This window comes from Pseudomonas sp. RW3S2 (assembly GCF_014268955.1).
Classification (GTDB): Bacteria; Pseudomonadota; Gammaproteobacteria; order Pseudomonadales; family Pseudomonadaceae; genus Aquipseudomonas; species Aquipseudomonas wayambapalatensis.
Genome location: NZ_JABWRM010000001.1, coordinates 341,201 through 363,878 on the forward strand (window position 1 = coordinate 341,201; position 22,678 = coordinate 363,878).

Sequence of the window (22,678 nt, forward strand, 5' to 3'; positions counted from 1 at the left end):
ACGAAGCGGGCGACGGGCACGGCAAGGTCGAGCGGATGGGCTCCATGTTGTTCACCTTTTATAGCGGAGCGAAGGTTCGCGCGTGGGCGCGTGATCAGTACGGGCGGGGCCGGCGAAACGGCGGCGCCTGGGGGCAGGGGCGGACAGGCATGATGGCGGCGCGGTCTTTTTTTCTTGATGTGGAGGGCGCGGAGCAAGGTGGGGAAAATAAAAGACGATTGGACGGTTGGGTGTCAAGTTAAACATGACAGATTGATTGGTTTTCAGGTTTTTATCGGCTTTTTGTTTCGCTGAAAATGCGTTTTCCTGGATATTTAGGGCAAAAAGCAGATTTGAGTGTTCGTAAAATTTTACGATCGGCACCGTCGGAGTCATCTGTCGGCAGTTGTAGGACGCGTCGCAAGTGCAGGAAAATCTCCCGGGTGGACACCGCGCCAGGCAAGCGACAGTGCTACGCTTGGCACCCCGGTCGCGTGCTTCGCGCCACCACCAGCCCTATGGACAGCAATCGGTTCTATTCATGAAGAAATCAGTAGGCATCCTTTCCGGCCTGGCCGTCGCCATCGCCGTCGTCACCACTGCTGGCGCCTGGTACACCGGCAAACAGCTGCCGACGGAGCTGGAGCAGTCCATCGCCCGCGGTAACGCGGAGTTGCAGAAGGCGCTGGTCGGTACGGGTGGCACCATGACCATCGAGCTGGTCTCGCTGGACCAGCACCTGTTCACCAGCGATGCGCAGTACCGGCTCAAGGCCAGTGACCTGCGTATCGGCGAAGGTGCGCCGGTGAGCTTCGAGGTCGGTGTGACCGACCACATCGAGCATGGCCCTTTCCCCTGGTCGCGGGTCAAGGCGTTCAAGCTGCTGCCGGTGATGGCGGTCAGCAACAGCCAGTTGCAGAAGGATGACAACACCGCATCGTGGTTTGCCGCCGCAGGCGACAAGTCGCCAGTGGTCGGCCAGGTCAGCCTGGGTTATGGCGGTGGTGTCGAGAGCGACATCCGGCTGGCGCCGGTCAAGCTGGACGAAGGTGATGGCAATGTCCTCGACTTCGCCGGCATGCAACTGGTGCTCAAGGGGGATCGTGAAGGCAAGGCGGTGGAAATCCACGGCAATGCCGAGCGCCTGGACATGACCCTGGTTGGTGATGATCACCCGCCGGTCAAGTTGCAGTTCAATGGTTTCAAGATCGGCGGCGAGCTGGCCAGTACCGGGCACGACATGATCTATGTCGGCCACCTGAACCTGCTGCTGGCCGATCTGCAAGCCACGCTCGGGCCGAAGCAGGACGTGCTGGTGCTCAAGGGGCTGGAGCAGAACAACCTGTACAGCGCCGAGGGCCAGGACAAGCTGGGCGGGCGCCTGGAGTACAAGGTGTCCGATATCACCTACGCCGGTCGCGCGGTAGGCAGCGGGCAAATGGTGCTGAGCATGAAGTCGGTGAACATGCCGGCCACCCAGGCACTGCTGGAGTGGTATCAGACCAAGGTGCCCGAGCTGCAGGAAGCTGCTGCCCGTGGCGAGGCGGTGCCGTCGCTGAACATGAGCCCCGAGGAGACCGCCAAGGTCCAGGGCGACCTGCAGAAATTGTTGGCCGACAAGCCGCAGCTGGCGCTGGAAGACCTGTCGTTCAAGACGGCGAATGGTCAGAGCCACTTCAACCTGTCGCTGGACTTCGCCAATCCGACGTCCTTCGACCTGCCGCCAGACCAGATCGCCAAGCAAATGGTGACCCGCCTGCAGGGCAAGCTGTCGCTGTCCAAGGCGATGGTCGGCGACCTCGCCACGCTGCAGGCGCTGCTTGACGGTCAGACCGACGCCCAGGCCATCGCCCTGCAGTCGGGCCAGGCCGGGGAAATGCTCGGCATGATGGCGCTGCAGAGCGGCATGGCCACGGTCGAGGGTAACGACGTGGTGTCGAGCCTGCATTACGCCGATGGCATGGTGGACTTCAACGGCAAGAAGATGACTGTCGAGGAGTTTGCCGTGCTGATGAGCATGCACCTGGCGGCTTTGTCGCCACAGGGCTGACGATTGCCTTGAGTTCTGCGCGGGTAAACCCGTTCCTGCAGTGGTGGTGTACCTCTGGGGGCGGGTTTATCCGCGAATGCCTTATCCTGGCAAAAACACCTTTTGCATTCCCCCGATTGCCTGTAGCCTTCGCCGTCCGATAATAATCCGCGCCCGCAGAGGGGTCGCGATGGCCCGCCACTGCCGGCCATCCGGCACCGTTAGCCGATCTGCCAGGGCCGGGTGGTACACTCGACTGACGCGCACGCAGGTCCAGCGATCATGACCCAGATTTCCGAACGTCTCCTGGTTCAAGCCCACCTTGACGCCAAGCAGCCCCATCCGCTGACGCCCGCGCAGGAGGCCGATTACCGTGCGGCCATCGCTGCCGAGCTCAAGGCGCAGAATGCGGTTCTGGTTGCCCACTTCTACTGCGATCCGGTGATCCAGGCCCTGGCCGAGGAAACCGGTGGTTGCGTTTCCGACTCGCTCGAAATGGCCCGCTTCGGCAAGAACCATCCGGCTGAGACCGTGGTGGTCGCCGGTGTGCGTTTCATGGGTGAGACCGCGAAGATCCTCACCCCGGAAAAGCGCATTTTGATGCCGACCCTGGAAGCCACCTGCTCCCTCGACCTGGGCTGCCCGGTGGAGGAGTTCTCGGCGTTCTGCGATCAGCACCCGGAACGTACCGTGGTGGTTTATGCCAACACCTCGGCAGCGGTAAAGGCGCGTGCCGACTGGGTGGTGACCTCCAGTTGCGCGTTGGAGATCGTCGAGATCCTGATGGACAACGGCGAGACCATCATCTGGGGCCCGGACCAGCATCTGGGCCGTTACATCCAGAAGAAAACCGGCGCCGACATGTTGCTGTGGGACGGTGCCTGCATCGTTCACGAAGAGTTCAAATCGCGCCAGTTGGCCGACATGAAGGCGCTGTATCCGGATGCAGCGATCCTGGTGCACCCGGAGTCGCCGGAGTCGGTGATCGAACTGGCCGATGCGGTGGGGTCTACCAGCCAGCTGATCAAGGCAGCGCAGACGCTGCCCAACAAGACCTTCATCGTCGCCACCGACCGCGGCATCTTCTACAAGATGCAGCAGCTGTGTCCGGACAAGGTATTCGTCGAAGCGCCGACCGCCGGCAATGGCGCCGCCTGCCGCAGTTGCGCGCACTGCCCGTGGATGGCGATGAACACGCTGGAGCGCACGCTGGATTGCCTGCGCAAGGGCAGCAATGAGATTTTCGTCGAGCCTGCGCTGATTCCGCGTGCGATCAAGCCGCTGAACCGGATGCTGGACTTTACCCAGGCGGCGCGTCTCAAGCTCTCCGGTAACGCCTGACGCCAGACCGCCCCTCCCTCAGTGAGTGATGCCCTCGCTCGCTGTGGGAGCGGGCTCGTCCCGCGATTGGGGCGCGCAGCGGCCCCTGTCCATATCAGCGCATCATGTCCTTGACCATCCGCTGCTGCTCCATGATCTCCCGCTGGCGCTGGTCGATCTGCGAAGCCAGTGGGAAGTTGCTTCCTGCCCGGCGCTTGGCGTAGTCCAACTGCTGGATTGCCTGATCGAAATCGCCCACCAGCGTGAAGTACTCCGCCCGTGCCCGGTGCAGGCCAATCGTGTTGCCTGACAGCCCGCGCACCTCGGCTACGTCGTACCAGACATCCGGGTCGTCCGGCCGGTTCTTGACCAGGTCGTCCAGCACCTTTTCTGCTTCGGCTGGCTTGCTCTGCTTGACCAGCAGGTCGGCGCTCACCTGCTTGAGCGGGTAGTTACCCGGATACAGCCCTTGCATGCGGGTGACGCGCTGCTGGGCATCGGCCAGGCGGTTGTTGGTGATGTCCAGGTCGATCTGCGCCAGGTTGTAGGTGATGTCGTTGGGCGCCTTGGCCAGCAGCGGCTTGAGGTTTTCCCGTGCCTCGTTCAGCTGGCCACCCTTGATCTGCGCCAGGGCCAGACCGTAGCGGGCAGCGTCGAGGTTGGGGTTTTCGTCAAGCTGGGCACGGAAGCGCTTGGCCGCGAGGCCCGGCGTGCCTTCGTAGGTGAGGGCGACGCGGGCGCGGATCAGTTGGTAGCGCAGGCTGTCTTCGACGCCGCCTTTGGGCGCCTGTTCTGCGCGGTTGCGGGTGTCGGCGATACGCGATTCGGTGACCGGGTGGGTCAGGAGGAATTCCGGCGGCTTGGCGTCATAGCGGTACTGGCGGGCCAGGCGCTCGAACATGCTCGGCATGTTGCGTGGGTCGTAGCCGGCCTTTTCCAGGTTGAGGATGCCGATGCGGTCGGCTTCCTGCTCGTTCTGCCGCGAGAAGCGCCGCTGCTCCTGCAGGGCAGCGGCCTGGGTGCCGGCGATCACGCCGATCCCGGCGTCGCCGCCGCCACCGGCAGCCAGCACGATACCGGCCAGCAGCGCCGCCATCATGGGCAGTTGCATACGCTGCTGGGCCTCGACGCCGCGGGCGAAGTGGCGTTGCGACAAGTGCGCCAGTTCGTGGGCCAGCACCGAGGCGTACTCGCCTTCGGTCTGGGCGTTGAGGAACAGGCCGCCGTTGACCCCGACGATGCCGCCGGGCGCGGCGAAGGCGTTGAGCTCGCGGCTGTCGATCAGGATGAATTCCAGGCGCCGGTCCTGCAGCTGGCTGGTCTCGGCCAGCCGGTACACGCTGGTTTCGACGTAGTCCTTGAGCTGTGGGTCGTTGAGCTGGTTGACCTGTCCGCGCAGCAGGCTCAGCCAGGCGCGGCCCAGGTCGTGCTCCTGTTTCGGCGAAACGATCGCAGAGCTGGCATCACCCAGCGACGGCAGGTCGTCGGCATGGCCAGGAAGGGCCATCAGGCAGGCCAGCGTCAGCAGGGTAGGGCGCAGTAGATTCATGCACGAAGCTCGCGTCGATCAAAACCCTTACTGTAGCCCGCTCGCACCTTGCCGACCAGTGGCGGTATCCTACGGACATCGTCTGCAACACCTTATTGCGCCCGCCATGGAGACTCCTGATGATCGACACCCCGACCTGCGACGCTGAGCTCGACGCCAGCGGGCTGAACTGCCCATTACCGCTGCTCAAGGCGAAAATGGAGCTCAATCGCCTGGCCAGCGGCGCGGTCCTCAAAGTAGTGGCCACCGATGCCGGCTCGCAGCGTGACTTTCGCACGTTTGCCCAGCTTGCCGGTCATACGCTGCTTCGTGAAACGGCCGAGTCAGGGACCTACACCTACTGGCTACGCAAGGCCTGAGTCTTCTTTCCCAAGGATCGTCAATGTTCAAAGTGCTTCGCGACTGGATGCAGCGCTACTTTTCCGATGAGGAAGCGGTGGTGCTGGCGGTCCTGCTGTTCCTGGCCTTCACCGTGGTGCTCACGCTCGGCGGCATGCTCGCGCCGGTGCTGGCGGGCATGGTCCTGGCGTTTCTCATGCAGGGGCTGGTCAACGCCCTGGAGCGCTTCAAGGTGCCGACGCGCATGGCGGTGTGGTTGGTGTTCGCCCTGTTCATGGGGGCGCTGGGCGTGTTCCTGGTAGTGCTGGTGCCGTTGCTGTGGCACCAGTTGATCACCCTGTTCAACGAGTTGCCGGGCATGCTCGGCAAATGGCAATCGCTGTTGTTGCTGCTGCCGGAGCGCTATCCGCACCTGGTCTCCGACGAGCAGGTGCTGCGCGCCATCGAGTCGGTGCGTGGCGAGATCGGCAAGTTCGGCCAGTGGGCGCTGACGTTCTCGCTCTCCAGCCTGCCGCTGCTGGTCAATGCGATGATCTACCTGGTGCTGGTGCCGATCCTGGTGTTCTTCTTCCTCAAGGACCGCGAGATGATCGCCCGTTGGGTCAGCGGCTACCTGCCGCGTGAACGCAGGTTGCTGACCCGCGTGGGCGACGAGATGAATCGGCAGATCGCCAACTACATCCGCGGCAAGGGCATCGAGATCCTGATCTGCGGCATCGCCACCTATATCGCTTTCATCAGCCTGGGGCTCAACTACGCGGCCTTGCTGGCGCTGCTGGTGGGGCTGTCGGTGGTGGTGCCCTACGTGGGGGCGGTGGTGGTGACCGTGCCGGTGACCCTGATCGCGCTGTTCCAGTGGGGCTGGGGTGATCAGTTCTTCTACCTGATGGCGGTGTACGCGATCATCCAGGCGTTGGATGGCAACGTGCTGGTACCGCTGCTGTTCTCCGAAGCGGTGAGCCTGCACCCGGTGGCAATCATCTGCGCGGTGCTGCTGTTCGGTGGGCTGTGGGGGTTCTGGGGGATCTTCTTCGCCATTCCCCTGGCGACGCTGTTCAAGGCGGTACTCGACGCTTGGCCGCGGCAGGAGCCGACGGTGGCGCCACTACTGTAGGACTGTGGTGTTCTTTTCGCGGGCAAGCCCGCTCCTACAGGTGTAGGAGCGGGCTTGCCCGCGAAAAAATTCAAGGTGATATCAGGCCTTGTTCAGGGCCTGCGCTGCCGCCAGCACCGCATCCACATGCCCGGGCACCTTCACCCCGCGCCATTCCTGGCGCAGCACACCGTCCTTGTCGATCAGGAAGGTGCTGCGGTCCACGCCCAGGTATTCCTTGCCATACAGCTTCTTCAGCTTGATCACGTCGAACAGCTGGCACAGCGCCTCGTCCTTGTCGCTGATCAGCTCGAAGGTGAAGCCTTGCTTGGCCTTGAAGTTCTCGTGGGACTTGAGGCCATCACGCGAGACGCCCAGCACCACGGTGTTGGCAGCCTTGAAAGCTTCGTGCTGGTCACGGAAACCCTGGCCCTGGGTGGTGCAGCCCGGCGTGCTGTCCTTGGGGTAGAAGTACAACACCACCTGCTGGCCCTTGAGCGCGGACAGGCTGATGGTCTGGCCACTGGTGGCCTGGGCCTGGAAGTCGGCAACGGGTTGGTCGATGGCAACGGCCATGGGAGCTCCTTAGACAGGGTTCTGTGGACGCCAGGGTTCGATCAGCGCGTCCAGGTTCAGGGCATCGGCGAAATCCAGGAACTGGTCGCGCAGCCAGCTGATCTGGGTGCCGGCCGGCAGGATCACGGTGAACTGTGCGTTGAGCATGCTGCTGCCAGTCTGCGGGGCGAGGTAGGTGTCGCAGGTCATCCCGTCGAGCTCGACGCGGTGGTCGAGGAAGAACTGGCACAGCTCGTTGATGATGTCCGGGCGATAGGCGGCGCTGACGTAGGCAACGTAGGGCAGTGCCTGTGGGCGAACCTCCTGCTCGGCGCTGCGCACCACGTCGAGGGTAAGCCCGTGCTTCTTGCCAAGGCCGGGCAGGGTGGTCTCAAGACGGGCCAGGGCATCCCAACTGCCACCGACCTGCAATACCAGGGCGCTGGTTTCGCCGTGGCGCGACAGGCGCGAGGTGACGACCGCACAGCGGTTTTCGAAAGCGGCGCGGCTGAGGACGTTGGCAAGCTCCATGGGATTGGGGCCCAGGGCACTGATGACGAGGAATTGTTCGCGGGGGGCGGTGGACATGCAGCATTCCTAAAGCGATGAGCGGTCGGCGAAGGACGAGAGCAAGCCTCACTGTCGCCCTTATTCGCAGCCCTGTGGGGCATGACGAAGTACTGGCGTGGAGCACTGTCGACGGCCCGGCGGGCCGCACTGCGCCGATCAAAGAATCAAGGGTAGCGAAAAGCGACGCCGAGGGGAATGCTCCTCCCGCCAGCTTCGCTTGTGCAAGGTCGATGGCGCCAGTACCATTACCGCTCTCTTTTTCCGGCAGGAGCAGTTTCATGATCGCGGGCAGTATGGTGGCATTGGTCACACCCATGGATGCACAAGGGCGTCTGGATTGGGACAGCCTCGATAAACTGGTCGACTTCCACCTGGAAAAGGGCACCCATGCGATCGTAGCGGTCGGCACCACTGGCGAATCCGCCACGCTTGACGTCGAAGAGCACATCCTGGTCATCAAGCACGTGGTCGAGCGCGTCAAGCGCAGCGCCCGCCGCATCCCGGTGATTGCCGGCACCGGCGCCAACTCCACCGCCGAAGCCGTGCACCTGACGCAGAACGCCAAGAATGCCGGCGCCGACGCCTGCCTGCTGGTGGTGCCGTACTACAACAAGCCGACGCAAGAAGGCCTGTACCAGCATTTCAAGCACATCGCCGAAGCCGTCGACATCCCGCAGATCCTCTACAACGTGCCCGGTCGCACTTCCTGCGACATGCAGGCCGAGACCGTGATCCGCCTGTCGAAGGTCAAGAACATCATCGGCATCAAGGAAGCCACCGGCGACCTAGTCCGTGCCAAGGCCATCCTCGACGGCGTCGACAAGGACTTCATCGTCATGTCCGGCGACGATCCGACGGCCGTCGAGCTGATCCTGATGGGCGGCAAGGGCAATATTTCCGTCACCGCCAACGTCGCCCCGCGCGAAATGGCCGATCTGTGCGAGGCCGCCCTTGAGGGCAATGCCGAGAAGGCCCGCGCGATCAACGAAAAACTCATGCCGCTGCACAAAGACCTGTTCTGCGAAGCCAACCCGATCCCTGTGAAGTGGGCGCTGGTGGAAATGGGCCTGATGCACAAGGGTATTCGCCTGCCGCTGACCTGGCTGAGCGAAGGCTGTCACGAAAAAGTCCGTACTGCCTTGCGCCAGTCCGGCGTACTGGTTTAATCGAGGAAGTACACCGCATGAAGCGACTGGCTGGTCTTTCCGCGCTCGCCCTGATCATCTCCAGCACCAGCGGGTGCGGCTGGCTGTGGGGCGAGGATGGCTATTTCCGCGACCGTGGCAGCGATTACCTGCAGGCGCACCCGACTGCGCCGATGCAACTGCCGCCGGACGCCGCCAACGTCAAGCGCCTGGATCCGCTGCTGCCGATCCCGCGCAACGTGGCCGACGACAACGCCACTGGCGAGTTCGAAGTTCCGCGTCCGCAGCCGCTGTCGGCCAGCGCCGACGTCAGCGATTTCACCCTGCAGCGCAGCGGTGCCAACCGTTGGGTGCTGGCCCAGCGCTCGCCGGCCGAAGTCTGGCCGGTCGCGCGCCAGTACTTTGAAGACAATGGTTTCCGCATTGCCGAAGAGCGTCCGCAGACGGGTGAGTTCAACACCACCTGGCAGCGCTTCGATGAGCTGTCTGCCTCGCTCGGCCAGCGCCTGGCCAGCACCTCCAGCAGCCCGGACAGCGAAGTGCGCGTCCGTGTGCGCATGGAGCCCGGCGTGCAGCGCAATACCTCCGAGGTGTACGTGGTCAGCGTCGAGCGTCCGGCCGGCAGCACCGCCGAGCCTGGCTTCCCGAGCACGTCGAGCAACACCGGCGTCGATGCGCTGCTGGTCGACGAACTGCTGGCCAGCATGAACCGCAGCGCCGAGAAGGGCGGTTCGGTGTCGCTGCTGGCGGCGCGCGATTTCGATGCCCCAAGCCAGGTCAGCCTGAGCGAGGACGGCAGCGGCAACCCGGTGCTGTTCCTGGGCTCGGACCTGGACCGCGCCTGGTCTGGCGTAGGCCGCGCCCTGGAGCAGGGCGAATGGCGTGTCGAGGACATCAACCGCAGCCTGGGCCTGTACTACATCAACCTGTCCGAGAAACCCGAGGACAAGCAGAACGAGCCGGGCTTCTTCAGCCGCCTGTTCGGCAGCGCGCCGAGCAAGGAAGAGCGTGAAGCACGCGCCGAGCGCTACCAGGTGCGCCTGAGCAAGGTGGGCGAGTCGGTCCAGGTCACCGTCGAGAAGAACATCAACACCGTGGCCCCGGCCGATGTGGCCCGCCGCGTGCTGAGCGCGATCCAGGACCGTCTGGGCTAAGTGCGCTTCGCGGTACTGGGAAGCGGTAGCCAGGGAAATGGCACGCTGATCGCCAGTGACGATACCTTCGTCCTGGTCGATTGCGGCTTCTCCCTGCGCGAGACCGAGCGGCGCCTGGCGCTGCTCGGGGTATCGGCAGCACAACTGAGCGCCGTGCTGGTGACCCACGAACATGCCGACCACGTGCATGGCGTCGGGTTGCTGTCGCGGCGCTACAATGTACCGGTCTACCTCAGCCAAGGGACTTTGCGCGGCATGCGCAAGCCGGTGGAGGTCGCCGGTTTTCTCGGTTGTGGCGACGTACTGGACATTGGCAGCCTGCAGGTCAGTGCCGCGCGGGTCGAGCACGATGCGCTCGAACCCCTGCAATACGTGATCAGTGACGGGCGCCGGCGTTTCGGCATGCTCACCGACCTGGGCAGCTACGATACGTACCTGCTGGAGCGTTACCAGGGCCTCGACGCGTTGCTGATCGAGGCCAATCACTGCCGTGACCTGCTGGCGCGCGGGCACTACCCGTACTTTCTCAAGCAGCGGGTTGGCGGCAGCCAAGGACATCTGAACAACCACCAGGCTGCCAACCTGGTGGCCGAGCTGGGCTGGAAGCACCTGCAACACCTGGTGCTGGCCCACCTCAGCAGCAAGAACAACCTGCCACAACTGGCCCGTCAGTGCTTCGTCGACACCCTGGGGTGCGATCCGGACTGGCTCCAGGTGGCGAATCAGGAACACGGGCTCGACTGGCGCGAAATCGCCTAGCCCAACCACTCAAGCAAGCGGAGCCCATCATGGAAAAACGCGACGAACTCTACCGCGGCAAGGCCAAATCGGTTTACAAGACCGACGACGCCGACCGCTTGATCCTGCTGTTCCGTAACGACACTTCGGCGTTCGACGGCAAGCGCATCGAGCAGCTGGACCGCAAGGGCATGGTCAACAACAAGTTCAACGCCTTCATCATGCAGAAGCTCGAAGAAGCCGGCGTGCCGACCCAGTTCGACAAGCTGCTGGGCGACAACGAGTGCCTGGTCAAGAAGCTGGACATGATCCCGGTCGAGTGCGTCGTGCGTAACTACGCGGCCGGCAGCCTGGTCAAGCGCCTGGGCGTCGAGGAAGGCATCCAGCTGACGCCTTCGACCTTCGAGCTGTTCCTGAAGAACGACGAAAAGGGCGACCCCTTCATCAACGAATCCCACGTTGTCGCGTTCGGCTGGGGCACCGCCGAGCAGTTGGTCGAGATGAAGAAGCTGTCGCTGAAGGTCAACGAAGTGCTGAGCAAGCTGTTCGATGACGCTGGCCTGCTGCTGGTTGACTTCAAGCTCGAGTTCGGCGTGTTCCACGGCCAGATCGTCCTGGGCGACGAGTTCAGCCCTGATGGCTGCCGCCTGTGGGACAAGGAAACCCGCAAGAAGATGGACAAGGACCGCTTCCGCCAGGGTCTGGGCGATGTCATCGAAGCCTACGAAGAAGTCGCCAAGCGCCTGGGCGTGCCGCTGTAACCCGCACGCTCACGCAAGCGCCTGATACCACGCGAATTTTTTTCGAAAAAGGTTTGCCAGAAACGAAAACGCTGGTATGATGCGCGCCACTGGAGAGATGCCGGAGTGGTCGAACGGGACGGATTCGAAATCCGTTGTACTGGCAACAGTACCTAGGGTTCAAATCCCTATCTCTCCGCCATACGCGAAGTAGTCGAAGCCCTCGAAAACGTTGAAGTTTTCGGGGGCTTCGTCGTTTAGAGGCATGGACGTAGGGCAGAATAATCACTTTGTAGGCCGTCTAGGGCCTCGATAGGCCGGCTCTCAAATCTCACGCGTCGGGTGGTAGGGCGAGGGCGAATGACAGATTTTAGGCGACCGACCTAACCTGACATGATGCAAAGGAAGGGACATGTGGGGATATATCGTCATCGGTGTAGTGGCAGGACTATTAATAGCTTTTTTGCTATTAATGATTTTATTTTCATTCTCTCCGCTCATTGCACAGCTGCTTGATCCCATTGTAATTTCTTTTCTAAAAGATGTGGTAGGTCCAGTTTCTGCGGGCTTCGGGGGTGCGGTGGCTGGTGCTTATGCTGCATATTATTTGCAAAGGAAAGCGCAGCTGCAAAAAGATGGTAGTGACTCTGCTCGTGCTCTATATATGGCAAAGTTTATTTATATTGAGAAAATGAATGAGCTTTTGTCGATCAAGCAGCAATCATTCTTACCGCATTTCGATCATAAAGCTCGCTTCTGCATAATCGGGCAGTTACCTGAACGAGAAATGTCGGCGCAACCGGTTGATCATAACCTTATTGAGCTGCTCGTTGCCCAAGGAGCAGGCAAGGCTGTAAGCGATGTGTTTCTCGCTGAAAAAAGATATATAGCTTGTTTTGCTAATTTTAAGGCTCGTAATGCAATGATTACGAGTTATCGAGAAGTTGCGAACACAGTTCCCCTTGATGAAAATCTTGTCGTGAGTTTTGATCAGATTTGTCGAGCCGTAGATCCAGGTGTGATCATCGCTTTGTACGAGTTTACGGAAGGTCTTATAAAGAACGTTGATGATGCAGTCGAATCAATTAGAGATGCCTTGCGTGGAGTTGGTGAGGCCCTTGATCGACAAATGAAAAACAAGGGTTTGCCTAATGTGGAAATTGAATTTCCTGATATTGATTTGATTAAGCGTGCACCTCCTCCGTTTTTCACAAAGGAATCGTTGGTGGAGTTTATTCTTAAGGAAAAGCGCTAATCTCTCGTCTCTGCTTCGTTACGTAAAGCAGTAAAACCCATCATGCGAGACACTATTTCTGACATGCTTTTTGTATCTTTGGAGATCCAACGACCATAATGGCCGGCCATCAACCTGTTGCGTATCGGGGAGAATCTATCCGCCGCGTGGCAGCGCCTTGCGGGCACTTACGTTGAGAATCTCTCCTGGCTCGCCTACGCCGAGCGTTATGATCGAGCACACACCTTCTTATACATGGATCCGCCTTATTGGCAGGCCGCTGGCTATGGCGTGGACTTCCCGTTCGAGGAGTACGAGCGCATGACCGACTTCATGCGCCGGTGCAAGGGGAAGGTGATGGTCAGCATTAATGACCACCCTGATATTCGGCGCGTCTTTGACGGCTTCCATTTTGAATGCCTGGATATTCGTTACAGCGACACGAACCAGCGGCAGAGTAGGGCGGAAGTGACTGGCGAGCTAGTGATTACGAACTGGGAGCCTGCGTCTCTCGGCGGCTTGCTCTGAGGCTATTGGGCTGCCTCGAGTAGCTGATCAATTACAACTGGCTGTCGCCAGCCAGCTCGGCCAGTTACTGTGCCGATCCATGCGTTGAAGCCAGAAAGCAAAAAAGGCGCTCAAGTCCCCATATTCCGGGCTTGGTCGCCTTTTACGGTACCACCTACAGCGCACTTGATGCTCGCGCAGCTAGCCAGAGGGAGTACCAAGTTAGGGTTAGACTCTCAGTCCTGTTGTGCTGTCGTTTTGTAAAGCAGGCTGGCGGCAGGAAATTGAGCCTGTAACGCTGAAAAGTACTCACCGCTGTCCAGGATTCGAGTATCGAACTCAACAAGATAGTAGGCTAGCCAGTTCTGGAGATCTTCTAGAGTGGCAGTCTTTACTACATAGCTAACGATAATATCGACAAGATGCTCTGGTGGCGCCTCGATGCGATAACCATTCAGCAGAAAGAACATCATGCCAGCAGCGGCAGCGGTCCTCTTGTTTGCGTTGGCAAAGCAGTGATTATCTGCAATCCCGGCAATCAATACGGAAACCAAAATGATGAGATCTTCTGTTTGCTCGTACCACCGATACATTCCCGGTTTTTGCTGAGCAGAGTCAAGCTCATTGGGTTTAATAACACCAATGGGCTCATCAGGGGTCTGAGTCTCGATCAGCCACCTATTGATTGCGATGAGGTCTTCAACAAGTAGGAAATGAATACCATCGCAATCAGTAGGCATTGATCAGCTTTCAAAGAATGAAATTAAACCTTCGCGAGTTCGGCGAAAGCCTTCTCGTTCTCAATGAGGGTAATAGCGAAGGCATTTTGCACCTGCACGTCATGGAAGCCACGTGTAGGGCGCGCGCGCACTCCTTTCTTGTCCCGTGGCGGGGCAACGAAATGGGTTGGTTTCTTCAATGCGCTCATGATCACTACTCCTCGGTGGGCCTCGTAGGCGCACCCGCTCGCCGGTTAGGGCTGAAAAGCGGCGAAAACCTGCCGCTTAGGTTGACACGTGTGCCAGCCAATGATCGTAGAGTAAACCACGTACGGCACCGCATTCAACATTTATGATGAATATGGATGATGCAGCGTGATTGCTATCAAGCGGAGAAACGCAGCAAAAGCGTCGAAATAGAGCGGCTCGCTGGCCAATTTGAGGAGTCTGTAGACCTGTCCCCTAGGTACGCTGGCGCCTCGTAGAGGCGCCAGCGTACCTAGGGGACAGCGAAACGGCAACCTCCAATACGCTCTTTCCGCAGGCGCAGTTCGGGAAATTGCTTGGATTTTCGAAATCATATCAGCTGTGGGATATTGCTCCAAGCATGAAGCCCTAGGCTCTGTACGAAAAGAGATGTCGCAAACACCGCATGGAGCAAGCCAGTGAGACCATCGCGGCATAACTTTTCGCGAGCTTGTCGAAGCGGGTCACTATCCGGCGGTTCTCTTTCAGCCAGCCAAACATGCGCTCAATGATGTTGCGCTGTCGGTATTTGGGCCGGTCAAACAGTCTTGGTAAGCCAGGCTTGGGCTTGCGCTTCATCGAGCGCAACGGGATGACGGGCTGCATTCGATATTGATCGCAGTAGCGGCGTAGTGCTTCGGCGTCGTAACCCTTGTCGGCGAGCAGCCATTTGCAGCGCTTGCGCGGGCGGCCACGTTGGGTCGATGGAATGCTGACCTCGTCCAACAGTGGTTGTGCGTAGCTGATGTCACTGGCTTGACCGCCAGAAAGGAGAAAGCGCAGCGGTGTTCCGTTGGCGTCGCAAAGCATGTGGATTTTGGTAGTCAGGCCGCCGCGACTGCGACCTAGAGCATGATCGGCAGGCTCGTCAGGCCCCCTTTTTTCCCGGCCCCAGATGAGGCTCGGGTTGCGCGTACTGCGGTTGAGTCGATCATCCAGGTTTGCAGATCGATCAAGCCTTGCTCATTCAATCTCAGGTGAAGACGTTTGAGCATCTGCTCGAAAGTCCCTTGGTTTCGCCAGCCCCGAAACCGTTGATACACCGTTGACCATGGGCCGAAGCGCTCAGGCATATCTCGCCATGCAGCACCCGAGCAGAGCACCCACAGCACGCCATCGAGCATCAGGCGGTCGCTTAGTCGAGGCCGGCCTCGGCCACGGGTTTCGATGAAGAGATCGGAGACCACATCCCAGGCCTCGTCCGTGAGTTCGTAGCGCCTTGCCATCACAGAATTCCTTTCCGTTAATGGCGCGTGACTCTACAAAATCTCAGCGCTGGAGGAGCGACGATTAGGTTTCTCGGGATTTCGTACAGAGCCTAGCGTGAAAATGCAGGACCTTTATAGGGCAAATTTAGGGCAAATCCTAGGCCGTCTCAGGCCGTAATCAGCCTGCGACAGGTTCGATGACTGCAGTGTTTGCTGGCCTAAGACGGCCTGGTACACAATCCGGGCGGGTTCAAATCCCTATCTCTCCGCCATACATAAAAAAGCCCCGCTGATGAAAATCAGCGGGGCTTTTTTATGGGCAAAATTCGACGATAGGTAGGCTCGAGGCTCTCGAGAGTTTGCGGCAGATATCAGCGCTTCGGCCTCTAGTCTCGCAGGGTCGTTGCCAATTCAACGACCGGCTTTGACAGGCCGCTTCGATCACTGAAACTCGAATTCCTTTAAAACAGGTTGCTCAGGATCTGGGCGTCGCATTGAGCATTGCAGGCCGACGACTGCCTTGTGTTTTGGGTGAGGAACTGGCTGCGGCTAGAGGTTTGGTCAGGATGGCTTTGACCAGGATGCAAGTAGATTGCAATGGGGCTTTGTCGATGGCGGCGCCCCATTGCGGGACCAGCCTGCTCCCACAGCTAGAATGAACCAGGACTGAGTGGAAAGCGCGACCGAGATGCTCGGGCGCGCTTTTTCAGTTATGCGAAGAAACTTTCCAGCGCTCAGCACAGGACTTCGTAGATATCCGTCACACCCTCAGGCAACAGCCGTGCTGCGTGCAGGCCGGCGGCGATACAGCACAAGCGTTGCAGTGAACGCACACAGCGCTGCAAACATCAGCCAGTAAGCCGGGGCGGCCTTGTCTGACGTGGCATGGATCGCCCAGGTGGACACCGCCGGGGTGAATCCGCCGAATACCGCAGTGGCGAGGCTATAAGCCAGGGAGAATCCGGCAACACGCACTTCGGTGGGCATGATTTCGGTCAGGGCCGGGATCAGTGCGCCGTTGTACACGCCGTAGAGGCACGAGAACCACAGCAGCACCTCCAGCATGTGAGCGAAGCTGGGGCTCTGGGCCAGGTACGACAGAGCAGGATATGCCGTGAGCACGGTCAGCAGGGACATCGCCGCCAGCAGCGGTTTGCGTCCCAGGCGATCGCTCAACGTGCCGCCGATCGGCAGCCACAGGAAGTTGGACACGGCGACCAGCAAGGTCACCATCAATGCGTCACTGGTATCGAGCTGCAGCACGGTTTTGCCAAAGGTCGGGGCGTACACGGTAATCATGTAGAAAGCGGTGGTGGTCATGGCCACCATCAGCATGCCCAGGATCACCACCGATGCGTTGGCGCACAGCGTCTTGAACACTTGGCTCATGGTCGGGCGATGTTCGCGTTTGGCGAATTCTTCGGTCTCCTGCAGGTTACGGCGCAGCAGGAAGATGCACGGGACGATCAGGCAGCCCACGGCGAAGGGAATCCGCCATCCCCACTGGGAGAGCTCCTCGGCGGACAACCACTGATTCAAGCCATAACCCAGGGCTGCGGCAACCATGATGGACACCTGCTGGCTGGCCGATTGCCAACTGGCGTAGAAGCCTTTGCGCCCGGGCGTGGCCATCTCCGCCAGGTAAACAGAGACGCCGCCGAGCTCGGCGCCGGCCGAGAACCCTTGCAGCAGCCTGCCTAGCAACACCAGGGCGGGCGCCCATAGACCGATACTGGCATAGCCGGGCACGAACACGATCAGCAAGGTGCCGCTGGCCATGATCGCCAAGGTCACGATGAGGCCCTGGCGCCTGCCTACGTCATCGATGTAAGCACCAAGGATGATTGCGCCCAGCGGGCGCATCAGGAAGCCTGCGCCGAACACGGCGAAGGTCATCATCAAGGAGGCGAATTCGTTACTGGCAGGGAAGAACGCGGCAGCGATCTGGGTGGCGTAGAAGCCAAACAGGAAGAAGTCGAATTGTTCGAGGAAGTTGCCGGAGGTCACCCGGAAGACTCTTCCGGCTTTGGACGAAGCTTTGGCAGGGAGGGAGGGATTCATCACAGGCTCCAGCTATTCAGCGAATCTTTGTAAGAGGTTGTAACTAAAGATTCTTGCAGAAAGAGCATGAGTCAAAACATGAAACTTTCATTAGGTTGGCGCCTGTGGTGCCGTCAGCGGACGATCAATCGAGGCTGTTCTCGAGCGCCGCAAACAGTGCCTCGTACAACTGCTCCACCTCCGGCAGCTCCCTGGCCCGCAGGCAGCCATGAACCAGCCCGTGGCCGGGGAAGTAATCCACTGTCACGCCGTGATCCTCCAGCCGTTGCGCATAAAGCAGGCCGTCATCGCGCAATGGATCGAACTCGGCCACGGCAATGAAAGCGGGCGCCAGCCCTTTGAAATTGTCGGCGAGCAGCGGTAGCGCCAGCGGGCTGCGGGTAGTGGAGGGCAGGTAGGCATTCAGGCAGGCCTGCATGTCCGCGACAGACAGCAGCGGCGCATCGGCACATTCGCGTCGCGACACGCTGTCCTCGTCGCCCAGTGCTGGATAGATCAGTGCCTGCATGCGCGGCTGCGGCTCACCGGCCTCGCGCAGTGCCAGGCACAAGGCGGCGGCGAGGTTACCCCCGGCGCTGTCGCCGATGGCGACCAGGCGCGTGAGGTCGATCGGTATATCCAGCACGCCATCGCGCAGGGCGCGCCAGGCGGCGAGGCTGTCGTGCAGGGCGGCGGGGGAGGGGGTTTCCGGCGCGAGTCGGTAATCCACCGCCACCACCAGCACCTCCAGGCGAGCTGTCAGTTCGGCGCAGAAGAATGCGTGTGAATCGAGCCCGCCCAGCATCCAGCCGCCGCCATGCATGAATAGCAGCGCTGGCCACCCATCGGCCGGTGCCGATTGTGCAGGCTGGAACACGCGCAGCGGCGCCAGTCCGGGCAAGCTCAGGTCGCGCACCTGCACGCCTTTCGGGCAGGGCGGGGTGAAGGCGGCTGCCATGCGTGAATAGGCCGCGCGCTGGGCCGTCAGTGCGGGATCGGCCACACCGAAGGCGCGGGTCCGCTCGATGAAGACCTGCATGCCGGCCGAGAGTGCGTAGCGCTGCATTACCGTTGCGCGACCAATGCCGCATCGGCGGGCTTGCCGTCGAACGTGGTGACGCCTTCGAGCCAGGCCGAGACCTGCTCGGGGTGTGCCTTGAGCCAGTCTCGCGCGGCATCGAGCGGCGCTTTGCGGTTGAGGATCGGCTCCATGACCTGACTCACACCTTCACTGGTGAAACGCAGGTTGTGCAGCAGCTTGGCGACGTTGCCGCATTGTTGCTGGTAACCGGCAGCGGTCATGATCGAGACGGTGGCCGAGCCTTCGTTGGGGCCGAAGGCGTCATCGCTGCCGGAGAGGTAGCGCATGTCGATCTGCAGGTTCATCGGGTGCGGCTTCCAGCCGGCGAACACCACCCACTCGCCCTTCTGCACGGCACGCTTGACCGCTGTCAGCATGCCAGCCTCACTGGACTCTATGCCCTTGAAGCCCTTCAGGCCGAATTTGTCTTCGGCGATCATCTGCGCGGTGATGCGGTTCATGCCGCTGCCTGGCTCGATCAGGTACAGCTGGTTCTTGAGCTTGTCGCGAAACCTGGCGATGTCGGCGAAGGTCTTCAGGCCTGCGTCGTAGGCGTAGGCAGGCACGGCATAGGTGGACTGAGCATCGGCGAGGGTGGCGGGGCTGATCACGTCGATCTGCTGTTTGTCCAGGAAGGGCTTGGCCACCGATTGCATGGTCGGCTGCCAGTAACCGAGGAACACATCGAGGCGTTTTTCCGCCATGCCGGCCAGGATGATCTGCTGCGAGGCGCTGGTCTGCTTGACCTTGTAGCCCAGACTGTCGAGCAGGGCTTCGGCGACGGCGCTGCTGGCGACGACATCGGTCCAGTTCACCGAGCCCATGCGCACATTCTGGCAAGCGGCGGGTTCTGCGCCCCAGCTGGCTGCGCTGATACTCAGGAGTGCGGCGCAGGTGGCCGCCTTGATCGATCGCTGCATGACTTTTCCCCTCACGAGACGGTGATTATCGTTGTTATGTCATGACGCCCCGCGCGGCGGTGGCTGCCGCTCAGGTTATGAGTCGGCCGAGCGGAAAAATCGCACCCAGGCGACCTGCTTTTGCACCCAGGCGACTTCGAGTTTGGCACGCTACCGGATGAGGCGCTTGGCCGGGACGCTGTTCTGGTTGTTCAAAAATCACGCAACCCGTTGATTTTGCTTGCGCTATTCCCCTCCCTGATTGTGCCGCCCGCGTTGCGGGTATAGACTTTGCAAACTCTTCACCAAAGGCCCCCTTTGGTCCTCGCGACCGCCCGCCAGCATGAAACCGATCCAGTTGCCCCTGGGTGTGCGCCTGCGCGATGACGCCACCTTCATCAACTACTATCCGGGTGCCAACGCCGCGGCGCTGGGCTATGTCGAGCGGCTGTGCGAAGCCGACGCCGGCTGGACCGAGAGCCTCATCTATCTATGGGGTAAGCAGGGCGCGGGGCGTACTCACCTGCTGCAGGCCGCCACCCACCGTTTCCAGCAACTGGGCGAACCCGCTGTCTACCTGCCGTTGGCGCAATTGCTCGACCGTGGCGTGGAGCTGCTCGATCATCTGGAGCAGTACGAGCTGGTGTGCATCGACGACCTGCACGTGATTGCCGGCAAGGCCGACTGGGAAGAGGCGATGTTCCATCTGTTCAATCGCCTGCGAGACAGCGGCCGGCGCTTGCTGCTGGCGGCATCGAGTTCGCCGCGGGAGCTGCCGATCAAGCTTGCCGACCTCAAGTCACGGCTTACGCTGGCACTGATTTTCCAGATGCGTGGCCTGTCCGACGAAGACAAGCTGCGCGCCTTGCAACTGCGGGCCTCGCGCCGTGGCCTGCACCTGACCGATGAGGTCGGGCACTTCATTCTCACCCGTGGCACGCGCAGCATGAGCGCACTGTTCGATCTGCTCGAGCGCCTCGACCAGGCCTCGCTGCAGGCCCAGCGCAAATTGACCATTCCCTTCCTCAAGGAAACTCTCGGCTGGTAACCCTGAAAACACCGGGCCAGAGCGGCAAAACGCAAAAGTCACATTTTTTTCGATAAAATTTGCAAATAGGTCCGATAGAAGGCATAGTTTCCCCCTTCTAAAGGATTACAGACACGGTCGTGCCCATGCTCAAGCGCTTCGCACCCCTCGTGCCACTCGCACTCGTGACCCTGCTTTTTGGCTGCGCGGCCCAAGGCCCGATTTCCCAGCCCCAGGATCACCCATCGGTCACCGCGCAAACCGCGGTCAAGGCCAAGGCGTCGCATTCGTCGGTATTCGATGAAGAAGACCTCGCCACCGATGAAGACCTCCAAGCCTTCTCCAGCAACAGCAAGCCCTACCAGCTGCCCGTCCTTGCAGACAGCATCCTGGAGCGCGGCATGTCGCTGATCGGCACCCGTTATCGTTTCGGCGGTACTTCCGAGCAGTCCGGCTTCGATTGCAGCGGCTTCATCGGCTACCTGTTCCGCGAAGAGGCCGGCATGAACCTGCCGCGCTCGACCCGCGAGATGATCAACGTCGACGCACCCAAGGTCGCACGCAACAAGCTCAAGCCAGGTGACCTGCTGTTCTTCAGCACCAATGGCCGTGGCCGTGTCAGCCATGCCGGCATCTACCTGGGCGACAACCAGTTCATCCACTCCAGCAGCCGCCGCAGCGGTGGTGTGCGCATCGATAACCTCGGTGACCGCTACTGGAGCAAGACCTTCATCGAAGCCAAGCGTGCCCTGGCCATGGCGCCGACCACTACCCTGTCGCGCAACTGATATCAAAATGCTGTATCCTCGCACGGCGGCGTAGCTGAAAAGCTAGCCGCCGTGCGCATTTACGAATAGCGTCTAATCTAAATCCTTAACTCTTTTTTCGGCTGCGGCCGATTGGTCTCAGACAGGTTCTGACCCATGGCGATGATGACGCGCTTCGCATTCCTCTCCCTGGTGGCACTGCTTGCCGCCTGTTCCAGCCGTGCTCCGGCCCCGGCACCCGTGGCCAAGCCGCAGGTTACCTTCATTGACCAGCCTTCCTCGTCGCCCGTGGCTGACGACGTGCTGATCCGTGCCATCGGTCTGGTCGGCACCCCGTATCGCTGGGGCGGCAACACGCCGGACTCGGGCTTCGATTGCAGTGGCCTGATCGGTTATGTGTACCGCGATGCGGCGAACATCAGCCTGCCACGCTCGACCCGCGAGATGATCGTCATGCGTGCGCCGACCGTGAGCATCAACGCGCTGCAGTCCGGTGACCTGGTGTTCTTCGCCACCGGCGGTGGTTCGCAGGTAAGCCATGCCGGGATCTACGTGGGTGAGGGGCGCTTCGTGCATGCGCCGTCCACCGGCGGTACGGTGCGGCTGGACTACCTGTCGAACAGCTACTGGTCCAAGGCCTACCTGCAGGCCAAGCGGGTGTTGACGCCGGGGCATCTGGCGCAGAATCCCTGAGATCGTCGGGGCTGCACAGCAGCCCCGACGTAGATTCAAGCCTGCTTGAGCAGCAGCGCCACCCCTGGATGGTATTGCCCCGACTCGTTATGCAGCTTGCGGTACCCATACGGGAAGTACCAGGCAATCGCACAGGCCGTGTGCTTGTGCAGGTCATCGACCAGATCCTGCAGTTCCTCGGGGCTTGCATTCTGCCCCGCCTTCCACGGGCTGACGAACAGCGCCCCGGCCTTGAGCTGGCTGGGATAGGCTGCCAGCCGCGCCAACGTCGCCGCCTCCTGCAGGGCCCCCGCCAGATCCAGGCGGGCGATCTTCGGCCAGCGCTGTTCAGTGTGCAGATGAATGGAGTGTTCGGCACCGGCAATCGACAGATCGCAGCGCCCTTCTCGCTCACCTTCGTCACGCTGCTTCTTGCTCTGATAGTGCTGCAGCGCCACCAGCTCGGCCTGCCAGGCCGCCGCGGCGAGAATACCGGCATTGGCCTGGGCACCATGCCAGTAGGGCGCGTCGCCGTCGCCGTGGATCTGGTTGAAACGGTCGATGCAGTCGATCCAGCGCTCCAGGGCCGGGCGCAGGAACTCCAGGTGCGGGTTGTTGATGATCAAGCCTTGCATGCCGCGCTCTCCTTTTATTATGGTCGCGTACAGCCGGTGATGGCTATGTGATATCACTGCTTCAATAGTGAGACAAGCATCCAGATCAACCGTTCATCGTCCGCGTTTAATTGACGCTCCCGGTGCAACCCTCTAACCTTCGCGGCGTGTTTCAGGTGCTCTGCGGATCAGCTCCGGCAGGGTGAAACTGGGAAGCCGGTGGGCGCCAGCAGGGCGCGAATCCGGCGCTGCCCCCGCAACGGTAGGTGAGTCAAGGCCGCGCAAGGCCACTGGGTGTCCACACCCGGGAAGGCGCGCGGTTTCGGGCCAAGGCCCGGCTCACGAGCCCGGAGACCGGCCTGTCACTGCCAACGGCATCACGGAGGGTGATGCGCGCTGCCCCGTGGTGTCGCCACGGCTTTTGCGCGCTCCCTTCGCCTGCCTGCCTTGTTT

General features: G+C 60.9%; 22 protein-coding genes, 1 tRNA gene, 1 pseudogene and 1 riboswitch. Of the genes and pseudogenes, 14 read left to right on the forward strand and 10 right to left on the reverse strand.

Annotation, left to right across the window (positions count from 1 at the left end):
• The first annotated feature begins 520 nt into the window (after positions 1-520).
• On the forward strand, positions 521-2,029 hold the full coding sequence (locus HU748_RS01620) for a YdgA family protein (protein ID WP_186709565.1): 1,509 nt from the start codon (positions 521-523) through the stop codon (positions 2,027-2,029).
• 261 nt (positions 2,030-2,290) lie between these two features.
• Entirely contained in the window at positions 2,291-3,349 is a 1,059-nt protein-coding gene (gene nadA, locus HU748_RS01625) for a quinolinate synthase NadA (RefSeq protein WP_186718947.1), read from the forward strand.
• A gap of 94 nt (positions 3,350-3,443) precedes the next feature.
• On the opposite strand, the gene HU748_RS01630 is transcribed toward nadA, so the two are convergent.
• Complete coding sequence (locus tag HU748_RS01630) at positions 3,444-4,877, reverse strand: M48 family metalloprotease (protein WP_186709563.1); 1,434 nt, start codon at positions 4,875-4,877, stop codon at positions 3,444-3,446.
• Between the two features lie 119 nt (positions 4,878-4,996).
• Here HU748_RS01630 and HU748_RS01635 point away from each other — a divergent pair, with 119 nt between their 5' ends.
• Entirely contained in the window at positions 4,997-5,236 is a 240-nt protein-coding gene (locus HU748_RS01635; protein WP_186667150.1) for a sulfurtransferase TusA family protein, read from the forward strand.
• A gap of 23 nt (positions 5,237-5,259) precedes the next feature.
• Positions 5,260-6,330 (forward strand): AI-2E family transporter, encoded by a 1,071-nt coding sequence (locus tag HU748_RS01640; RefSeq protein WP_186667149.1) that lies wholly within the window; start codon positions 5,260-5,262, stop codon positions 6,328-6,330.
• A gap of 81 nt (positions 6,331-6,411) precedes the next feature.
• Here HU748_RS01640 and HU748_RS01645 read toward each other — a convergent pair whose 3' ends face one another.
• Both HU748_RS01645 and HU748_RS01650 read right to left on the reverse strand, forming a co-directional pair.
• On the reverse strand, positions 6,412-6,885 hold the full coding sequence (locus HU748_RS01645) for a peroxiredoxin (protein WP_186667148.1): 474 nt from the start codon (positions 6,883-6,885) through the stop codon (positions 6,412-6,414).
• A 9-nt stretch (positions 6,886-6,894) separates the two neighbouring features.
• Complete coding sequence (locus tag HU748_RS01650) at positions 6,895-7,452, reverse strand: glycine cleavage system protein R (protein ID WP_054890967.1); 558 nt, start codon at positions 7,450-7,452, stop codon at positions 6,895-6,897.
• A 260-nt stretch (positions 7,453-7,712) separates the two neighbouring features.
• Between HU748_RS01650 and dapA the strand changes: the two genes are divergently transcribed.
• From dapA to HU748_RS01685, 7 genes and pseudogenes are all read left to right on the forward strand, one after another.
• Positions 7,713-8,600 carry a 4-hydroxy-tetrahydrodipicolinate synthase gene (gene dapA / locus HU748_RS01655; RefSeq protein WP_186718949.1) on the forward strand — a complete coding sequence of 296 codons (888 nt, stop codon included), beginning with the start codon at positions 7,713-7,715 and terminating at the stop codon, positions 8,598-8,600.
• A 17-nt stretch (positions 8,601-8,617) separates the two neighbouring features.
• A complete protein-coding gene (gene bamC, locus HU748_RS01660; RefSeq protein WP_065862225.1) occupies positions 8,618-9,733 on the forward strand; it encodes an outer membrane protein assembly factor BamC in 1,116 nt (371 codons plus the stop codon).
• On the forward strand, positions 9,734-10,492 hold the full coding sequence (locus HU748_RS01665) for an MBL fold metallo-hydrolase (protein ID WP_153773364.1): 759 nt from the start codon (positions 9,734-9,736) through the stop codon (positions 10,490-10,492).
• A gap of 29 nt (positions 10,493-10,521) precedes the next feature.
• Complete coding sequence (gene purC, locus HU748_RS01670; RefSeq protein ID WP_063545856.1) at positions 10,522-11,232, forward strand: phosphoribosylaminoimidazolesuccinocarboxamide synthase; 711 nt, start codon at positions 10,522-10,524, stop codon at positions 11,230-11,232.
• A gap of 91 nt (positions 11,233-11,323) precedes the next feature.
• Positions 11,324-11,413 (forward strand) — tRNA-Ser (locus HU748_RS01675).
• 210 nt (positions 11,414-11,623) lie between these two features.
• Positions 11,624-12,466 (forward strand): hypothetical protein, encoded by an 843-nt coding sequence (locus HU748_RS01680; RefSeq protein ID WP_186718951.1) that lies wholly within the window; start codon positions 11,624-11,626, stop codon positions 12,464-12,466.
• A 102-nt stretch (positions 12,467-12,568) separates the two neighbouring features.
• Positions 12,569-12,973: pseudogene (locus HU748_RS01685) on the forward strand (DNA adenine methylase); the annotation flags it as partial.
• Between the two features lie 215 nt (positions 12,974-13,188).
• Here HU748_RS01685 and HU748_RS01690 read toward each other — a convergent pair.
• The 6 genes from HU748_RS01690 to choX form a co-directional block, all read right to left on the reverse strand.
• Positions 13,189-13,692, reverse strand: coding sequence for a type II toxin-antitoxin system death-on-curing family toxin (locus HU748_RS01690; RefSeq protein WP_186718952.1), 504 nt, complete (start codon positions 13,690-13,692; stop codon positions 13,189-13,191).
• Between the two features lie 23 nt (positions 13,693-13,715).
• On the reverse strand, positions 13,716-13,880 hold the full coding sequence (locus tag HU748_RS01695; RefSeq protein ID WP_162181828.1) for a hypothetical protein: 165 nt from the start codon (positions 13,878-13,880) through the stop codon (positions 13,716-13,718).
• A gap of 406 nt (positions 13,881-14,286) precedes the next feature.
• Positions 14,287-15,143 (reverse strand): IS5 family transposase gene (locus HU748_RS01700; protein ID WP_186718953.1). Its coding sequence is split into 2 segments (ribosomal slippage): positions 14,287-14,799 and positions 14,802-15,143, totalling 855 coding nucleotides; the frame shifts between segments, so codons are not numbered across the junction.
• A 750-nt stretch (positions 15,144-15,893) separates the two neighbouring features.
• A complete protein-coding gene (locus HU748_RS01705; RefSeq protein WP_186718954.1) occupies positions 15,894-17,186 on the reverse strand; it encodes an MFS transporter in 1,293 nt (430 codons plus the stop codon).
• A 124-nt stretch (positions 17,187-17,310) separates the two neighbouring features.
• Entirely contained in the window at positions 17,311-18,231 is a 921-nt protein-coding gene (locus HU748_RS01710) for an alpha/beta hydrolase (RefSeq protein ID WP_238343262.1), read from the reverse strand.
• Positions 18,231-19,166: a choline ABC transporter substrate-binding protein gene (gene choX, locus HU748_RS01715; protein ID WP_186718957.1), complete on the reverse strand. Its 936-nt coding sequence runs from the start codon at positions 19,164-19,166 to the stop codon at positions 18,231-18,233. The genes HU748_RS01710 and choX overlap by 1 nt, the downstream gene beginning before the upstream one ends.
• Positions 19,167-19,488: 322 nt before the next feature.
• Here choX and hda point away from each other — a divergent pair, with 322 nt between their 5' ends.
• The 3 genes from hda to HU748_RS01730 all read left to right on the forward strand — a co-directional run bounded on the left by hda (position 19,489) and on the right by HU748_RS01730 (position 21,632).
• Positions 19,489-20,193, forward strand: coding sequence for a DnaA regulatory inactivator Hda (gene hda / locus HU748_RS01720; RefSeq protein WP_054890953.1), 705 nt, complete (start codon positions 19,489-19,491; stop codon positions 20,191-20,193).
• Positions 20,194-20,318: 125 nt separating this feature from the next.
• Entirely contained in the window at positions 20,319-20,960 is a 642-nt protein-coding gene (locus tag HU748_RS01725) for an NlpC/P60 family protein (RefSeq protein ID WP_054890952.1), read from the forward strand.
• A gap of 135 nt (positions 20,961-21,095) precedes the next feature.
• Positions 21,096-21,632, forward strand: a complete 537-nt coding sequence (locus tag HU748_RS01730) for a C40 family peptidase (RefSeq protein WP_186718959.1) — start codon at positions 21,096-21,098, stop codon at positions 21,630-21,632.
• 35 nt (positions 21,633-21,667) lie between these two features.
• Here HU748_RS01730 and HU748_RS01735 read toward each other — a convergent pair whose 3' ends face one another.
• The gene (locus tag HU748_RS01735; protein WP_186718961.1) at positions 21,668-22,246 is read right to left on the reverse strand and encodes a hypothetical protein; all 579 of its coding nucleotides are present in this window, start codon (positions 22,244-22,246) and stop codon (positions 21,668-21,670) included.
• A gap of 136 nt (positions 22,247-22,382) precedes the next feature.
• A riboswitch (cobalamin riboswitch) is annotated at positions 22,383-22,603 on the forward strand.
• Positions 22,604-22,678 lie beyond the last annotated feature (75 nt).

What these genes read in the sequence shown, in the direction of transcription:
- HU748_RS01735 (WP_186718961.1), bottom strand. Translation starts at nt 22,246, where the DNA reads ATGCAAGGCTTGATCATCAACAACCCGCACCTGGAGTTCCTGCGCCCG.
- HU748_RS01635 (WP_186667150.1), top strand. Translation starts at nt 4,997, where the DNA reads ATGATCGACACCCCGACCTGCGACGCTGAGCTCGACGCCAGCGGGCTG.
- purC (WP_063545856.1), top strand. Translation starts at nt 10,522, where the DNA reads ATGGAAAAACGCGACGAACTCTACCGCGGCAAGGCCAAATCGGTTTAC.
- HU748_RS01680 (WP_186718951.1), top strand. Translation starts at nt 11,624, where the DNA reads ATGTGGGGATATATCGTCATCGGTGTAGTGGCAGGACTATTAATAGCT.
- HU748_RS01640 (WP_186667149.1), top strand. Translation starts at nt 5,260, where the DNA reads ATGTTCAAAGTGCTTCGCGACTGGATGCAGCGCTACTTTTCCGATGAG.
- hda (WP_054890953.1), top strand. Translation starts at nt 19,489, where the DNA reads ATGAAACCGATCCAGTTGCCCCTGGGTGTGCGCCTGCGCGATGACGCC.
- choX (WP_186718957.1), bottom strand. Translation starts at nt 19,166, where the DNA reads ATGCAGCGATCGATCAAGGCGGCCACCTGCGCCGCACTCCTGAGTATC.
- HU748_RS01645 (WP_186667148.1), bottom strand. Translation starts at nt 6,885, where the DNA reads ATGGCCGTTGCCATCGACCAACCCGTTGCCGACTTCCAGGCCCAGGCC.
- HU748_RS01695 (WP_162181828.1), bottom strand. Translation starts at nt 13,880, where the DNA reads ATGAGCGCATTGAAGAAACCAACCCATTTCGTTGCCCCGCCACGGGAC.
- HU748_RS01705 (WP_186718954.1), bottom strand. Translation starts at nt 17,186, where the DNA reads ATGAATCCCTCCCTCCCTGCCAAAGCTTCGTCCAAAGCCGGAAGAGTC.
- HU748_RS01730 (WP_186718959.1), top strand. Translation starts at nt 21,096, where the DNA reads ATGGCGATGATGACGCGCTTCGCATTCCTCTCCCTGGTGGCACTGCTT.
- HU748_RS01690 (WP_186718952.1), bottom strand. Translation starts at nt 13,692, where the DNA reads ATGCCTACTGATTGCGATGGTATTCATTTCCTACTTGTTGAAGACCTC.
- nadA (WP_186718947.1), top strand. Translation starts at nt 2,291, where the DNA reads ATGACCCAGATTTCCGAACGTCTCCTGGTTCAAGCCCACCTTGACGCC.
- HU748_RS01710 (WP_238343262.1), bottom strand. Translation starts at nt 18,231, where the DNA reads ATGCAGCGCTACGCACTCTCGGCCGGCATGCAGGTCTTCATCGAGCGG.
- HU748_RS01620 (WP_186709565.1), top strand. Translation starts at nt 521, where the DNA reads ATGAAGAAATCAGTAGGCATCCTTTCCGGCCTGGCCGTCGCCATCGCC.
- HU748_RS01725 (WP_054890952.1), top strand. Translation starts at nt 20,319, where the DNA reads ATGCTCAAGCGCTTCGCACCCCTCGTGCCACTCGCACTCGTGACCCTG.
- bamC (WP_065862225.1), top strand. Translation starts at nt 8,618, where the DNA reads ATGAAGCGACTGGCTGGTCTTTCCGCGCTCGCCCTGATCATCTCCAGC.
- HU748_RS01630 (WP_186709563.1), bottom strand. Translation starts at nt 4,877, where the DNA reads ATGAATCTACTGCGCCCTACCCTGCTGACGCTGGCCTGCCTGATGGCC.
- HU748_RS01650 (WP_054890967.1), bottom strand. Translation starts at nt 7,452, where the DNA reads ATGTCCACCGCCCCCCGCGAACAATTCCTCGTCATCAGTGCCCTGGGC.
- dapA (WP_186718949.1), top strand. Translation starts at nt 7,713, where the DNA reads ATGATCGCGGGCAGTATGGTGGCATTGGTCACACCCATGGATGCACAA.